A 15,780-nucleotide genomic window follows, 5' to 3' on the forward strand; every position below is an offset into this window, starting at 1 on the left:
GTAAGATAGAGATCGCCGTCCAGTTTATCCCCTTTTACAGGCTGATTCCCCATGGTCACTCAACGCCAACCCTGGCATGTCGTCAAACCGTCCAAACTGCATGGCAATGGCGTTTTTGCGCTGCGCGATATTCCTGCCGGAACGCGCATTCTGCAATACGCGGGCAAGCGGCTGACACCCGAACAGGCCGATGCTCTGTTCCCGGTCAATCCCGACGAGCCCTTTCACACTTTTTTCTTTGCATTGAGCAACGGCAAAATTGTGGACGGTGGCCAAAGGGGCAACGACTCGCGCTGGATCAACCACTCTTGCGCACCCAACTGTGAAGGTCACGAGAACGCAGACGGCTCACGCGTGTTCATTGTGGCCATGCGCGATATCCCTGCCGGGCAAGAGCTTCTGTATGACTACTCGCTGGTCATCGACGATGAAATTACCGAAGAGCTCAAGCAGAACTATCGCTGTCTGTGTGGCGCGGCCCAATGCCGTGGCACCATGATTGCCCTGCAATCGGATCGCTCCCAGGCTGTGGCAGACGAGCTGCGTGACGTGGCCGCCGAGTTGGATGCAGAAATGGAGCAAGCCCGCAAAGCCCCTGTCTCGGTCAAGCAAAAAACGGCTGATCTGCAAGCCGCCGCCCCTAAACAGGGAGTGGAAAAGGACGAGCCCGATCAGGATAAAGACGACGATACAGAGTCTTCAGGGCACAAAGATAAAAAAGACAAAAAGAGCAAAAAGAAGAAGAAAGACAAAGCCAAACACAAGAATAAAAATAAAGACAAAAAATCGTCCAAAAAGGACAAAGAAGGCAAAAAGGGAAAAAAGGACCGTAAAAAAGAGTAAGCTGTCCTCCAGCTTGCATTAGCCCAGGCTGCCTCACCGGCAGCCTGCACCCTTGCTAATCGCCCCGCACAGCAGGCCCGGCCACACCCCTGCCGGGCTCTCTCAGAGCGCCACACACAGGCCCATCTGTCGTGCCGGGCCAGGTTTTACACCTCCTCAGCTAGGCGAAGCACCAACCCCGTACCGCGTGTGCCCTCGCCCTCGATTCCTATCGTCTCCCCTCAGGGCCAGCAATGGCCCGTCAGTGCTCGTGCACCGGGGGAAATTACTCACTGCCAGCCCCGTCTTTGACCGCTAGCATGTAGCTTTATTGCCCAATCCGACCGATCTCATGGATTCAAGTTCTACAGATACACCCTCCCATCACGCTGCCACGCCGACCCAATCAGGCCTGCGTATTCCTTTGCAAATAGAGGACTGGGCATCGGTCCTGATTATGGCGGCCTTGGCCTTAATTACGTTCGCCAACGTGTTTGTCCGCTATCTGACCAATAGCTCCTTTGCCTGGACCGAGGAAATCTCCATCTTCTTGCTGGTGGTCCTGACCATGAATGCAGGTGCCAGTGCCTGTGTGCGCCACTTGCATATTCGCATTGAAGTCTTTGCCGATGCAGGTACACAGCATCGGCAACGTCGCCTGGCCTTGTTGAGCATTGGCATGAGCCTGTTGTTCTTTATTGGCATGGCCATTCTGTCGGGCCGCATGGCCTTAGATGAATTCCAGTGGGGCGATACCTCTCCCTCCATTGGCGTGCCCACCTGGTGGTACAGCATGTGGCTGCCCATCCTGTCCACAACCCTGAGTCTGCGTTTACTGGGCATGTGGATCCGTCGTTGGCAGGCCAAACCATGATTGCAAGCTTGCTGTTCATCATCTTTATCGGTTTGATGCTGGTAGGCGTACCCGTTGGCGTATCGCTAGGCATAGGCGGTACGTTTGCCATCCTGATGTCGAACCTGGACACGCACTGGTTTGGCCTGATGGCGGTGCCGCAAAGTTTTTACGCCGGCCTGGCCAAATACCCCTTGCTGGCCATCCCCATGTTTGTGCTGGTGGGCTCCATTTTTGACCGCTCGGGCGTTGCCAGCCGTCTGGTGAACTTTGCCGTGGCGCTGGTTGGCCGTGGTCCCGGCATGCTGCCCGTCGTCGCCATTGGTGTGGCCATGTTCCTGGGCGGTATTTCCGGTTCCGGCCCCGCCTGCGCCGCCGCCGTAGGTGCAGTCATGATCGGCGCGATGAAACGCGCGGGCTATCCAGGCCCCTTTGCCGCCAGTATTGTGGGCGCGGGTGCTGCCACTGACATTCTGATTCCACCGTCTATTGCGTTCATTATCTACTCGGTGCTGGTGCCGGAAGCCTCGGTACCGGCCCTGTTTGCTGCCGGTATGTTTCCAGGCATGCTGGCAGGGATAGGCCTGATCATTCCAGCCATCTGGCTGTCACGTCGTCACAAGCTGGGATTGGCCGAAGCCGAACTGCCGCGCCCGCCATTCTGGCGTAGTTTGCGAGAAGCCGCCTGGGGCCTGATTGCGCCGGTCATTATTCTGGGCGGTATGCGCCTGGGTCTGTTCACCCCCACTGAAGCGGCTGTGGTGGCCGTGTTCTACGGCTTGTTTGTGGGTATGGTCATCCATCGCAGCATCCAGTTCCGCGATCTGTTTTTGATCCTGCGAGAAGCCGCCGAATTATCAGCCGTCATCATGATGGTCGTGGCATTGGCCGGTATTTTTGCCTGGGCCTTATCCACCCTGAGCATTATTGACCCCGTCACCAATGCCATCATCCATTCCGGTCTGGGCGAGTACGGCATTCTGGCATTGATGATTGTCATGCTGATTGTGCTGGGCATGTTCCTGGATGGCATTTCGATCTTCCTGATCTTTGTGCCGCTGTTCATGCCGATTGCCTACAACTTTGGCTGGCACCCCGTCTGGTTTGGGGTTCTGCTGACGTTGAATGTCGCCCTGGGCCAATTCACCCCACCCGTCGCCGTGAACCTGATGGTGGCCTGCCGTATCGCAGGCGTACCCATGGAAAGCACCCTGCGCTGGGTAGGCTGGTTGCTGCTGGGTATGGGCACCACCATGATGCTAGTGATCATAGAGCCCGAAATCGCCCTGTGGCTGCCACGCTACCTGGGTTTTAACTAAAACCACAAGACTGCAACACAACTCATAGAAAGGGAGACCTGACCCATGAAATTCCGTCACATTCTGGCCGCTCTGGCATGTACAGCCGCCACCCTGGCCGTGGTTCCGGCAGCGCAAGCCGCCTACAAATCCGAATACAAGTTGTCCATCGTGGTGGGCACCTCCTTCCCTTGGGGCCAAGGTGCGGTGATCTGGTCCGACCTGGTGCGCGAACGCACCGATGGCCGCATCAATATCAAAATCTACCCGGGTACCTCGCTGGTGCAAGGCGACCAGACACGCGAGTTCACCGCCATTCGCCAAGGCATCATTGATATGGCCGTGGGTTCCACCATCAACTGGTCCCCCCAGATCAAACAACTGAACCTGTTCTCCCTGCCATTCCTTCAGCCCGATGCCAAAGCCACCGACGCCTTGATCCACGGTGAAGTGGGCAAGGATCTGTTTGGCTACATCGAGAAAGCCGGTGTGGTGCCTCTAGCCTGGGGTGAAAACGGTTTCCGTCAGCTCAGCAACTCCAAGCACGAAGTGACCAAGCCTGAGGATATGAAAGGTTTGAAACTACGCGTGGTGGGTTCGCCCTTGTACATGGACACCTTCAGTGCCCTGGGCGCCAACCCCACACAAATGAGCTGGGCTGACGCACAGCCAGCACTGGCCAATAAGGCCGTGGACGGCCAGGAAAACCCCCTGTCCATCTACGCCGGTGCCAAGCTGTACGACGTGCAGCAGCAATACCTGACCCTGTGGAACTACGTGTCGGATCCACTGGTGTTTGTGGTGAACCGCGATGTGTGGAAATCCTGGAGCGAAGAGGATCAGAAGATCGTGCGTGAAGCCGCTATGGAAGCTGGCAAACGTGAGATCGTCATTGCGCGCACCGGCATCACGGCTGAAGATCCGTCCCTGCTCAAAGAGATCGAAAGCCACGGTGTAAAAATCACCACCCTGACTCCTGAGCAGCATGCCGCCTTTGCCAAGGCAACCGAAGGTGTGGTCGAAAAATGGACCAAAACCATTGGTGAAGATCTGGTAAAGAAAGCGCGTGACGCCATTGCTGCCAGCCGCTAATTAGCTGGGATTGAAAGACGAAAAGCCGGGCCTATTTCAGGCCCGGCTTTTTATTGTCTGGCTGCCACACAAGCCCAAAAACCCGCTTATTCCTTGAAACGTATCGCCAGCATTTCACCCGTCGCACAGACCTCACCATTTGCGCTTAGCGACAGGTCTACCCAGACCTTGCGCCCATCCAGCTCACGCAACTTGCCCTGCACGGTCAGCTCTGTCCCCATTGGAGCAGGACGCCGAAACTCCACTTTCAGGGAAGCGGTCACGCAACGAATCGGCTCCTCGCTGGTGCCCATCTCGATATCCAAATCCCGGTAAATGAAGGCCGCCGCAGACGCCGTACCGTGACAGTCCAGCAGGGACGCAATCAAGCCGCCATACACATGATTGGGCACACCACCGCTGTAAATCGGCTTGGGTGTGTAGCGAGCCACGGTATCGTCGCCGTCCCAATAGCTTTTTAGCTGATGCCCGTCGGGATTATGTTTGCCGCAACCGTAGCAGTGGCTGAAGTTATCGGCATAAAAGTCTTGAAACGCTTTATCCATATTGGTGCCTGCAATATCTTATTGAAACGCCGTTTCCAGAAAGCTGCGCAGCTTGCGCGAGTGCAGCCTTTCCTTGGGCATCTCGCGCAGCAATTCCAGCGCCCGGATGCCGATGTGCAAATGCTGGCCAACCTGACGCGCATAGAACTCACTGGCCATACCCGGCAGTTTCAGCTCGCCATGCAAGGGCTTGTCCGACACGCACAGCAAGGTTCCATACGGTACGCGAAAGCGAAAGCCATTGGCAGCAATCGTGGCGGACTCCATATCCAGTGCAATCGCCCGCGACTGCGACAAACGTCGCACCGGCTCGTGGTGGTCACGCAATTCCCAATTACGGTTATCAATGGACGCCACCGTGCCCGTGCGCATGATGCGTTTCAGTTCCCAACCCGATAGCCCGGCCACCTCGGCCACGGCTTGCTCCAGAGCGACCTGGATTTCAGCCAAGGGAGGGATAGGCACCCAGGTGGGTAAATCTTCGTCCAACACGTGATCCTGACGCACATAGCCATGTGCCAGCACGTAATCACCCAAACGCTGGGTAGTACGCAACCCCGCGCAGTGGCCCAGCATCAGCCAGGCGGCAGGGCGCAAGACGGCAACGTGGTCCGTAATGGTCTTGGCATTGGACGGCCCCACACCGATATTGATCAGCGTGATGCCAGAGTGATCAGCCCGGCGCAAATGGTAAGAGGGCATCTGCGGCGCACGGGCCAGGGGCGAACCTGTTGTTGAAGCATTCGCGCCCGCCGGGGTGATGATATTGCCGGGTTCCACCAGATCGATATACCCCTGCTCGTCGGCCTGCAGCACTTCACGCGCCCACTGGCAGAACTCGTCCACATAGAACTGGTAATTGGTAAACAGTACAAAGTTCTGGAAGTACTCGGGCCGGGTAGCGCTGTAGTGCTGCAAACGATGCAAGGAGTAGTCGATACGCGGCGCGGTAAACGGGGCCAACGGCAAAGGTTCGTTATGCACACGCTCCCACGTGCCGTTGACAATGGCATCGTCCATATACGCCAGATCGGGCACGTCGAAGTGGTCACGCAAGGTGTCACCGGGGGACTCGGGCACAGTCGTCACGGTAGTTTGCACGCCATTGTTCAGGGCGAAATGCAATGGAATAGGCACGGATGACTCGCCCACTTCTACCTGCACACCATGATTGCGCAGCAGCAACTCCAACTGCTCCAGCAAGTAATCGTGATACAGGCCAGGGGCGGTAATGGTGGTCATGTACACACCAGGTTCAACCACGTGCCCGTAAGACAGACGGCTATCCACTTCCTGATAGGTATCGACGCGCAAGCGCACCGCAGGGTAGCAGGCTCTGAACCGCTGCCCGCGTGGAAAGCCACTTTCCAGGCACTGGGCAAAAGAATCACGCAAAAAAGCGGTATTGCGATCGTAGATATGGCGCAACTGCTCCAAAGCCTGGCCGGCGTCCTGATAAGCCTTGAACGGAATCAACTCAGGCGTGGACGTGATACGGGAAAAACCGCTGGGATCAGACATAACAAGTATTCCAAGGGGAAACAAAGACAAGCAGATCTGCAAGCATCATAAGCTGTTTATTGTCTGGCCTCCTACACGGCTCTATGACAAATTCAACTGCCTGATTCGCACGCTTATGTGCCAGCCAAACAAACATGCCTGGCCGTCCGCCGCTTTCGCAGACCACCACCACCCGAGGCAGAAGCCCGGCTATCGTTTTCGCCTACACCTACAGCCATCACCCATCTACCTTTGAAATGGCTCGGTCAGCCCACAGCGTCTTGCCGTATCCGCGCAGGATGGCCAAGGCAGCACCCAACCCAAAGCAAATGTCGTCACTGGTTTTTGACTGAATCACAAGCCCTCCTGTCCACACAATGGACGCGACTCTCTGTGGTTTTCAGACGGAATTCACTCACGGTCCCTATTTGGATCAGCGCCTTTTCCCCGGTTTTGGGCACATTTCACTTTTCACCGATTCGGCCAAGGACACCCTGACGTACGCCTGCCCCCCAGAACCCGCTTTGATGTCAAAGGCCCTATACAAGCGGCTTGACAGGCATTTCAAGTATTTCAAGCAATACTCGATGTGGCGGCTTATGATGACAAGGGAAAGTCAGCTACGTCTTCTACCTCATATATAAGACTTGCCCAAAACCAGTAAATACATTAAGTATGTAGTCTTAATACTTTTAGTATTAAATCCAGCTTGCGTCAGTCCTTCATAATTTAAGTTATCCAACCTGGCAGTGTGCTCGGCATGCGTGTGAGACATAGCTCGTCATCGCGCAAATTAGCTTGTATTTAGGCTAATTTACAATGGGTTAGCGTATTTTAATGATTTTCGCTTCAAGCAATCTGCTCGCCCTCTGATGTCATTTGTGTCCTGGCGCCGCGTGGGTCTATCCACCCGCGATTTCAGCAAGTTCTGAATGCGCTCTTGACCAGGTAATCGCAGTTAGCAAGGCCGTTTGGCCTGCCGCTGTACCGAATCACTTTTAACTATCAGCAAGGGTACACATGACCACTCGAATCTCCTGCCAGCGATTGCAAGTCGCCGAGGTGCTTCATCAGTTCATCGAACAAGAAGCCCTGCCCGGCACAGGTATCTCCTCCGAAGCCTTCTGGACTGGTTTCGACAAGCTGGTCCATGATCTGGCACCTAAAAACCGCGCCTTGCTGGCCGAACGCGACCGCTTGCAAGTCGAACTGGACAAGTGGCACACGGCCAATCCAGGCCCCATCACCGATATGCCTGCCTACAAGAGCTTCCTGAGCTCCATCGGCTATCTGAAAGAGGCGCCTGCCAACGTCAAGGTCAACACCACCAACGTCGACACTGAAATCACCGAACAAGGTGGTCCTCAGTTGGTTGTGCCCATCATGAACGCACGTTACGCGCTGAACGCCGTAAACGCACGTTGGGGCAGCCTGTATGACGCCCTGTACGGTACCAACGCCATCCCTGACACCGACGGTGCCCAGCGTGGCGGTGGCTACAACGCCGTGCGCGGTGCCAAGGTTATCGCCTTTGGCCGCCAGTTCCTGAACGACACTATTCCTCTGGCTCAAGGCAGCCACGACCAGGCTACCTCCTACACCATCGCTGACGGCGCTGTGCGCGTCACCCTGGAAAACGGCGGCACCACCGGCCTGAAAGATACATCGACCCTGCTGGGTTACCGTGGTCAGCCCGATGCGCCTGAGGCCATCGTGTTCCTGCACAACGGCCTGCACTTTGAACTGCAGATCGACCCCAACAGCGCCATCGGCAAGACCGACCCGGCTGGCGTGAAAGACATCGTTCTGGAAGCCGCGCTGACCACCATCATGGACTGCGAAGACTCCGTGGCTGCCGTGGACGCCGACGACAAGGTTCTGGCCTACCGCAACTGGCTGGGTCTGGTGACCGGCTCGCTGACCGAAGAAATCAAGAAAGACGGCAAGGTTTTCACCCGCCGCCTGGCTGATGATCGCCAGTACACCGACCTGAAGGGCGCTACCCAGACTCTGGCTGGCCGCTCGCTGATGTTCGTGCGTAACGTCGGTCACCTGATGAGCAACCCCGCCATCATTGACGGCGAAGGTCGCGAGATCCCTGAAGGCATTCTGGACGCCGTGATCACCACCCTGATCGGCATGCGTGATCTGCAACTGAAGAAAAACTCGCACAGCGGCTCGCTGTACATCGTCAAACCCAAAATGCACGGCCCTGACGAAGTGGCCTTTGCCAGCGAAATTTTTGACCGTGTGGAAGGCCTGCTGGGTCTGGCTCCCAACACCGTCAAACTGGGCATCATGGACGAGGAGCGCCGCACCAGCGTGAACCTGAAGGCAGCCATTGCCCAGGCCACCGAGCGCGTTGTGTTCATCAACACGGGCTTTCTGGACCGCACTGGCGACGAAATCCACACGTGCATGCAAGCGGGCGCCGTGGTGCGCAAGGCCGACATGAAACAAGCCGAATGGCAGCCTGCCTATGAACGCAACAACGTTCAGATCGGCCTGCAATGCGGTCTGCGCGGTCGCGCCCAGATCGGTAAAGGCATGTGGGCCATGCCTGACCTGATGGCAGAAATGCTGGAGCAAAAAATTGGCCACGTGAAAGCTGGTGGCAACACCGCCTGGGTGCCATCGCCTACTGCTGCCACGCTACACGCCTTGCACTACCACCAAGTCAACGTGGTCGACGTCCAGAAAGGTCTGGAAGGCGACACCAACGACTACCTGGACAGCATCCTGACCATTCCTGTAGCCACGGACACCAACTGGTCCGCCAAGGAAATCCAGGAAGAGCTGGACAACAACGCTCAGGGCATTCTGGGTTACGTCGTGCGCTGGATTGACCAGGGCGTGGGTTGCTCCAAAGTGCCTGACATCCACAATGTCGGCCTGATGGAAGACCGCGCTACCCTGCGTATCTCCAGCCAGCACATCGCCAACTGGCTGCTGCACGGCATCGTCACCCACGAACAAGTGGTTGAAACCCTGCAGCGCATGGCGGCTGTGGTAGACCAGCAAAACGCGGGCGACCCCGCCTACCAGAACATGGCCGGCAACTTTGAAGGCTCCTTTGCCTTCCGCGCCGCTCAGGATCTGGTTCTGAAGGGTCTGGAACAGCCTAACGGCTACACCGAGCCTTTGCTGCACCAATGGCGTCTGGCTTTCAAAGCCGCTCAAGCCTAAAGCACACGATGTCGCCCGGAGCCTGACTCCGGGTGGCGGGTGCCCCCCAATCCCCATCCTGCTGATGCAGGATGGGGATTTTTTCGTTTAAGGGTATGCCTTTGCTGAGCTTTCCTGTTTGATCGCGACTTGCCCCTCCCCAAAACACCCAAACACGCTGTCGAACCACAACACCTGCAACCGTTGTCAAACCCACGGCCTAAAAGCACCCCGGTAGTCCCTGTCAGTCCCTTCTCGTTATAAACTTGAGCTCATAACGAATTTGACCGACAGGAAACCCCATGAAATCTTTGCTGTTTTCCGCCGCTTGCCTGCTGGCGATCACCACCACGGCCCACGCTTCCGATCTGCTGATTGCCACTGGTGCAGGCTATCGCAAGCCCGTCACGGAATTGATGGAAGCCTTCAATAAAGAAACCGGCCTGACGGTGGAAAGCAGCTTTGGCAATATGCAGCAGGTCCGCGCCCAGAGCGAGCAAAACCCGGACATTGCCGCCATCATTGGCGACCGCTTTTTTCTGGAACCCATGGGCATTGCCCAGCAGTTCGTAAACATCAGTCAGGGTGCCCTGATGCTGGCCGTGCCCAAGGGCAAGACCATTGATTCCATCCAGGATCTGCAGCAGCCCAGCTACGCCCGCATCGCGATTGGCGATGCCAAGAAAACGGTTTACGGCCGTGCCGCCACCACCTGCATGGAACGCGAAAAAATCCAGGCCGATGGTCGCACCCTTGAAGTGGCCATGCTCCCGCAAGTATCGACTTACTTGCTGAACGGCGAAGTGGATGCCGGTTTCATCAACCGCAGCGAAGCACTGGCCCACAAGGACAAACTAGGCACCATCCTGCCCATGCCCGCCCACTGCCACGATCCGATTGATCTGAGTCTGGCCGTGCTCAAGAACCGCCCTGACAGTCCCACGCTGCAATCCTGGACCCAGTTCCTGGGCTCGGACAAGGCCAAGTCCATTCTTGAGCGCCACGGCCTGTGATGTCTGCCTGGATGAGCTGCTCCAGCAGCTCGCTGGGCCTGAGTGTCTATGTGCTGGCCGCCACCCTGGTGGCCCAATTGGCTCTGGGGGTAGCACTGGCCTGGGTCCTGGCCAGAAAACGCTTTCCGGGCCACGGATTACTCGATTCGCTGGTGAGCCTGCCGCTGGTTTTTCCACCGATTGTCATCGGTTATTTGCTGCTGCTTGCCTTGGGAAGACAAGGCTGGCTGGCCAGTGCCACCGGCTGGTCACCCAATATTGTTTTTCAGCCTGCGGCCTTGTTGATTGCCGCGTTTATCGCCGGGCTGCCTTTAATGGTCAAACCCGTGCAAAACAGCATGAATAGCCTGTCGCCACGGCTGCGTGAAGCAGCGGCCACGCTGGGCCACGGTACCTGGTCCTACTTCTTCCGGGTGGAGCTGCCCTTGCTGCGGCCCGCCTTGGCCACGGGCCTGATTCTGTCGGGCGGCAGGGCGCTGGGCGAAGTCGGGATCTCGCTGATGTTGGGTGGCAATATCGCGGGCCGTACCGAAACCCTGTCTTTATCTATCTACAACGCCGTGCTCGATGGCGACACAGACTGCGCCAATGCACTGTCCTGGATGCTGGGGCTGACGGCATTAGCCTGTTTTTGGGCGCTACGGCGCTACGGGAATCAAAAATGACGGTTTTTTTTGAACAAAGCCAAATCGACCAATGGATTGGCGAAGATGCGTCCTACCTGGACCTGACCAGCCATATGCTGGGCCTGCACAAGCAGAACACCACACTGCGTTACGTCGTGCGTGACCCTATCCGCGTAGCAGGCACTGAAGAAGTGGCCGAGATTGTGCGCTCTTGCGGCGGCCAGACCCAGCACTACACCCCCAGCGGCGTGGCGGCTATGCCCGGTCAGACCATCTTGCTGGCCCAAGGCCCCGCCCAAGCCGTGCTGCGCGCCTGGAAAGTCGGCCAGAACCTGCTGGAGTTTGCCTGCGGTATCGCCACTCTGACACATCAAGTGGTGCAGGCCGTGCAAACGGTGGATGCCTCGGTAGCGGTGCTGACCACCCGCAAACACGCGCCTGGTGTGCGCAAGCTGGCCTTGAAAGCCACACTATCGGGCGGTGCCATGCCGCATCGGCTGGGCCTGGGTGAAACCATTTTGATCTTCCCGCAGCACCGCGCCCTGATGGGCGGTTGGGAAGAGGTAGGCCGTGCAATTGCCCGCCACAAATACGCCTTGTGCGAGAAAAAAATCGTAATTGAAGCAGCCGATCTGGACGAAGCCTATCGCGCGGCCCAGGCTGGCGCGGACGTGGTGCAGTTCGATAAAGTCCCGCCTGAAACTCTGACGCAAATCGTGCCTGCGCTGCGCAGGGCGCATCCTAACGTCACCATTCTGGCGGCAGGCGGGATTCATGCAGGTAACGCAGCCGCCTATGCCGCAACGGGCGTGAATGCCTTGGTGACCAGCAGCCTGCACTACGCGAAACCGGCCGATATTGGGGTGAAGATCAGCTTGGCGGAGCCAGCAGAATCGCAAGAGCCACTTGCAGCTAACAAGATGGAGGAGCTGGAATAAGAACGCCAGCAGCCCGCTATTTATCAGCATTGTCCGCTCGGGGGTTAAACGAAAGCCAGGAAGATAAGCTCCCGCATTAGAGCAAGTAATCAAACGACAGATTTACACAGCACCAGCGACAAAATAAACGGGCCGCTGAATCCCACAGAAGAATCCCACAAAAAATGCAGAAACCAGCACGAGGCCTACGCCTAACACCGGCCCACTGGCTGCTTGAAAAACACATAAGGCCAGTGAATAAGCTCCCGCAAAAAGCGTGGACTCAGCAGACCTTCGTCGACCCCAAATGCTGCAACAAACGCTGCATGGGTTTGGAGAGGGCATCCCAATCCTGATAGCACAGGCACAAGGAGCGATTGGCCCAGGCGTCACTCAAAGGCCGCGCTACAAAGCCATAACGGCGCTTGTAGCGGCTGGCCACTCCTTGCGGCACAATCCCCAGGCCCACACCGTGGGCCACCATCTGGCACAGCCCTTCAAAAGTTTTCATGCGGATACGCTGCGCCAAAGCATGGCCCGCAGCGCGAGCATGTTCGTCCAGATGGTCTTGCAAGGCATTACCGGGCATCAGGCCCACGAAGGGCTCATGCAGAACCTCCTGCAAGCTCAATTTGCTGAGCGCCGCCAAAGGATGAGCCGCCGCCAATATCAGCACCAAATGATCCTTGGCCACCGGCTCCAGCACCAGCCCCGGTGCCTGCACCGCATCCGACACCACACCGGCCTGGGCCAAACCTGCCGCCACCGTACGCACAATGTCTGTGCTGGTGCGCTCTTTCAGTTCGATGTGCAGATTGGGCCGCTGCGCCAACCAGGGCGCCAGACGGGGCGGCAGAAAGTCGGTCAAGGCCGCCGTATTCGCATACAGGTGCAAGGTCCCCCGCGCGCCAAGGGCGAAATCCTGCAATTCGCCCTTTAGCAAATCATGCTGACGCAACATCAAACGGGCATGGTGGGCCAGAGCCTCACCCGCCTCCGTGGTCACTACTCCACGCGGCAGACGCTCCAGAAGGGCAACACCCGCGTCGTCCTCGATACGACGCAAACGCTCGCTGGCCGAAGCCAATGCCAGATTCGCGCGTACCGCCCCCTGTGTGATGCTACCTGCCTCCACAATGCTCAAGAACAAGTGAAGATCTGCCAGACCCAGTCGCATGACCACTCCTGAAAACCCTTCGGATAAACCGAAGGATACCGTCTTAAATCCACATTGTGTACGCCTGCCTGCCACGCTTCAATACAGGCATGCATGAATCTCTCACTTTCTTTCTTCTGATCGGCGCCACCTTCCTGGTCGCGGGCATGGTCAAAGGCATTACCGGCATGGGCCTGCCTACGGTCGCCATGAGCTTGCTGGGTCTGGTGATGTCACCCGCCTCGGCCGCCGCCTTGCTGGTGCTGCCTTCTTTCATCACCAATGTCTGGCAATGCCTTGCCGGGCCGTCCATGCTGGCTTTGCTGCGCAGGCTCTGGCCCATGATGCTGACCATTGTGCTGGGCACGCTCTGGGGCTCGTCGTTGCTGGCCAATACCTCACCGCAGCTATCAAGTATGGCCTTGGGTATCGCGCTACTGGTTTATGCAGGCTATGCGCTTATCGCCCCCACCCTGACGGTGTCACCCCGCTTCGAGCCCTGGCTTGCACCCTTGATTGGCCTGGTGACGGGCGTCGTGACCGGCATTACCGGCGTTTTTGTGATGCCTGCCGTACCTTATTTACAGGCCCTGAATCTGAACAAGGATGAGCTGGTACAGGCCTTGGGGCTGTCCTTCACCATCTCCACCCTCGCGCTGGCAGGTGGCCTGTTCATGCACGATGTGTTCAAGCCAAATCAGCTGAGCCTGTCCACCGTGGTGATTGTTCCAGCTTTACTGGGCATGTGGCTGGGGCAAAAAGTTCGCGTGCGCATCAGCCCGCGACGCTTCAAGCAATGTCTGTTGCTGTTCCTGGCGGTATTGGGCTTGCAACTGATTATTCGTCCTTTTATCTAAGGTCAGCTCACGACATTGAAGACCTATGGCTCACTTCTTCAAACCTCAATCACAACGCCAAAAATCAGGCAGCTTATTTTAAGCCTAAATAAAATAGAAAACCGACTATCCCTCTGTAAATAAAGAATATTCTGAAACCGACAATCCCCGATCAGGGATAGCCCCCATGCCCGCCCAGCCGCGCAACTTTTACACTAGGCGCTGGTCACACGCATCCTTATGCTCTGGAACAAGGGGTTCCCAATGTCGGCAGAAAATGGCTTGGATCTGTCGGTGTTGTACCGTCATCCAATCTTTCATTCACACAGCGCCGAGCTGTCCCATCAGCCACTGAGCCGGGCCATTTCCCGGCATGCTCTGCATTGGGGTCGCGGGCGCATCAACACCAGCCTGTACCGCCGCGATATTGATCAGATCAGCCTGATGCGGCTGGGCTACGGTGCCGAAGTGGAAATCCAGGCCGATGCCTTCGGCGACTTCTGTCTGGTGCAAATGCCCTTGCAAGGCACGGCCGAATTCATCAGTGATGGTCATCACAAATTAACAGCCTATCCCGGCGATATTGCGGTGGTATCCCCCCGCCATCATGTGCGCACCTTATGGCAAGCCGGTTGCGAGCAGTTAATCGTCAAAATCCCCTACAGCCTGTTTGATGGCGTGGGTCATCAGACGCTGACGCACGAGGGCATGACTCGGGGCTGTGTCTACAAGTTGGACCCCTGTATGGGCCCGCAATGGGCCAACCTCATCCAGCACCTGCTTCTGCTCCCGGCGCAGCACAGCGACCGTTCAGCCTCCTGGACGCAGCATATCGAAAGCAGCCTGGCTTTGTTCCTGCTCTGTCATCCCGCCGATAAACAAGCTGTGCAGGCTCTGGTGGATGAGTCCATGGGAGCCGCAGCCCGGGCAGGGCAAATGCGTCTGCTCCAGGCCAAAAACTATGTGCTGGCGCATTTGCACAGCAACATCTCACTGGATGATCTGGCGCAGGCAGCAGGTGTGAGTCCCCGCTTCCTGCATCTGCTGTGCCGTCGTCACTACAAGCAGTCCCCCATGAGCTGGGTACGCAATCTGCGTCTGGACGCCGCCCATCAGGTGCTGCAAAGCCGACCCCGCCCCAACGTCACCGAGGTGGCACTGGCGCATGGCTTTGGGCATCTGGGCCGGTTTTCTGCCTACTATCAGCAACGCTTCCAGGAGCTGCCCCATCAAACGGGGCAGACACGGCACACAAGCCTCAAACAGTCTTAGATAAACATGGACTGGTTGATGGGCAGATTGTGCTTCTTACAGTAGCTGGTGTAGTGGTCGATCATCCAGAACACGTCGATGATTTCCAGAATGTTGTCGTTCTCGTCCAGGAACTCGATGGGCGTGCCCAGGTGGAACAGCGTTTCCATGCCTTCATCAGACACCAGCGTGTGGGTGCGGCCGGGGCTTTCGTGGATGTAATGGCCAGCGCGAGCCACCCAGTCGTACTCCTCGTAACGCAGGCTGCCGGACAAGATGTAGCCAGTCACCACAGCGCGATGACGGTGACGACCCAGGGAGCCACCCTTGTCGGCACGCATGATGTGTACCGAGGTGTTGTTGCGAATATCAAAGCTCAGGTGACGCAGCCAGATATTGGGGCCGAAAGGAATCCAGGGGGAGGTTTCTTCAGACGTATCGAAGTGACCTTCAACCAGAGCGTATTCGTCGCGGACCTTGTCGATGCGCTTTTCGATCTCGATGTAGGGTGGGGTGCTGTTTTGGGTCATGACTTGTCTCTCTCATAGAAATAAAACCGCTGCGTGTGTGACACAGTCGGATGCCAATCCCCCGGATTGGCTGGTTTTTATTCTATGAACCAATTTGGCACCAAACTATCCAGCTCTGGCACAACACGATGGCGGATTATCCAGTTTTGGCACTGCTTTTGTCCTTCACTGCCACC

At 57.1% G+C, this 15,780-nt stretch carries 14 protein-coding genes; 10 read left to right on the plus strand and 4 right to left on the minus strand.

Annotation, left to right across the window (positions count from 1 at the left end):
- The first annotated feature begins 51 nt into the window (after nt 1-51).
- The 4 genes from AC6I6N_RS13615 (at nt 52) to AC6I6N_RS13630 (ending at nt 4,065) form a co-directional block, all read left to right on the plus strand.
- Entirely contained in the window at nt 52-843 is a 792-nt protein-coding gene (locus tag AC6I6N_RS13615; RefSeq protein ID WP_497943571.1) for an SET domain-containing protein, read from the plus strand.
- A gap of 331 nt (nt 844-1,174) precedes the next feature.
- On the plus strand, nt 1,175-1,696 hold the full coding sequence (locus AC6I6N_RS13620; protein WP_230019508.1) for a TRAP transporter small permease: 522 nt from the start codon (nt 1,175-1,177) through the stop codon (nt 1,694-1,696).
- On the plus strand, nt 1,693-2,994 hold the full coding sequence (locus AC6I6N_RS13625; RefSeq protein WP_497943572.1) for a TRAP transporter large permease: 1,302 nt from the start codon (nt 1,693-1,695) through the stop codon (nt 2,992-2,994). The genes AC6I6N_RS13620 and AC6I6N_RS13625 overlap by 4 nt, the downstream gene beginning before the upstream one ends.
- 45 nt (nt 2,995-3,039) lie before the next feature.
- Entirely contained in the window at nt 3,040-4,065 is a 1,026-nt protein-coding gene (locus tag AC6I6N_RS13630) for a DctP family TRAP transporter solute-binding subunit (protein WP_094195222.1), read from the plus strand.
- An 86-nt stretch (nt 4,066-4,151) separates the two neighbouring features.
- Here AC6I6N_RS13630 and AC6I6N_RS13635 read toward each other — a convergent pair whose 3' ends face one another.
- Nucleotides 4,152-4,610 (minus strand): PaaI family thioesterase, encoded by a 459-nt coding sequence (locus tag AC6I6N_RS13635; RefSeq protein WP_264672279.1) that lies wholly within the window; start codon nt 4,608-4,610, stop codon nt 4,152-4,154.
- A gap of 18 nt (nt 4,611-4,628) precedes the next feature.
- Nucleotides 4,629-6,131, minus strand: a complete 1,503-nt coding sequence (locus tag AC6I6N_RS13640; RefSeq protein ID WP_108727053.1) for an AMP nucleosidase — start codon at nt 6,129-6,131, stop codon at nt 4,629-4,631.
- A gap of 999 nt (nt 6,132-7,130) precedes the next feature.
- Between AC6I6N_RS13640 and AC6I6N_RS13645 the strand changes: the two genes are divergently transcribed.
- The 4 genes from AC6I6N_RS13645 to modD all read left to right on the plus strand — a co-directional run bounded on the left by AC6I6N_RS13645 (nt 7,131) and on the right by modD (nt 11,852).
- Entirely contained in the window at nt 7,131-9,296 is a 2,166-nt protein-coding gene (locus tag AC6I6N_RS13645) for a malate synthase G (protein ID WP_497943573.1), read from the plus strand.
- A gap of 281 nt (nt 9,297-9,577) precedes the next feature.
- Nucleotides 9,578-10,288 (plus strand): molybdate ABC transporter substrate-binding protein, encoded by a 711-nt coding sequence (gene modA, locus AC6I6N_RS13650; protein WP_230019513.1) that lies wholly within the window; start codon nt 9,578-9,580, stop codon nt 10,286-10,288.
- Nucleotides 10,289-10,299: 11 nt separating this feature from the next.
- Nucleotides 10,300-10,953, plus strand: coding sequence for a molybdate ABC transporter permease subunit (gene modB, locus AC6I6N_RS13655; protein ID WP_497943574.1), 654 nt, complete (start codon nt 10,300-10,302; stop codon nt 10,951-10,953).
- The gene (gene modD, locus AC6I6N_RS13660; RefSeq protein WP_108727049.1) at nt 10,950-11,852 is read left to right on the plus strand and encodes a ModD protein; all 903 of its coding nucleotides are present in this window, start codon (nt 10,950-10,952) and stop codon (nt 11,850-11,852) included. The genes modB and modD overlap by 4 nt, the downstream gene beginning before the upstream one ends.
- A gap of 262 nt (nt 11,853-12,114) precedes the next feature.
- Here the strand turns inward: modD and AC6I6N_RS13665 are convergent, their stop codons facing one another.
- Nucleotides 12,115-13,008: a LysR substrate-binding domain-containing protein gene (locus tag AC6I6N_RS13665; protein WP_497943575.1), complete on the minus strand. Its 894-nt coding sequence runs from the start codon at nt 13,006-13,008 to the stop codon at nt 12,115-12,117.
- Nucleotides 13,009-13,097: 89 nt separating this feature from the next.
- Here AC6I6N_RS13665 and AC6I6N_RS13670 point away from each other — a divergent pair, with 89 nt between their 5' ends.
- Both AC6I6N_RS13670 and AC6I6N_RS13675 read left to right on the plus strand, forming a co-directional pair.
- The gene (locus tag AC6I6N_RS13670) at nt 13,098-13,844 is read left to right on the plus strand and encodes a sulfite exporter TauE/SafE family protein (protein WP_497943576.1); all 747 of its coding nucleotides are present in this window, start codon (nt 13,098-13,100) and stop codon (nt 13,842-13,844) included.
- Between the two features lie 243 nt (nt 13,845-14,087).
- Entirely contained in the window at nt 14,088-15,095 is a 1,008-nt protein-coding gene (locus tag AC6I6N_RS13675) for an AraC family transcriptional regulator (RefSeq protein ID WP_406611676.1), read from the plus strand.
- On the opposite strand, the gene AC6I6N_RS13680 is transcribed toward AC6I6N_RS13675, so the two are convergent.
- Complete coding sequence (locus AC6I6N_RS13680; protein ID WP_026483888.1) at nt 15,092-15,604, minus strand: 2,4'-dihydroxyacetophenone dioxygenase family protein; 513 nt, start codon at nt 15,602-15,604, stop codon at nt 15,092-15,094. The two genes, AC6I6N_RS13675 and AC6I6N_RS13680, sit on opposite strands and share 4 nt — an antisense overlap.
- Nucleotides 15,605-15,780 lie beyond the last annotated feature (176 nt).

The sequence above is a fragment of the Alcaligenes sp. LTN-3 genome, assembly GCF_059735605.1.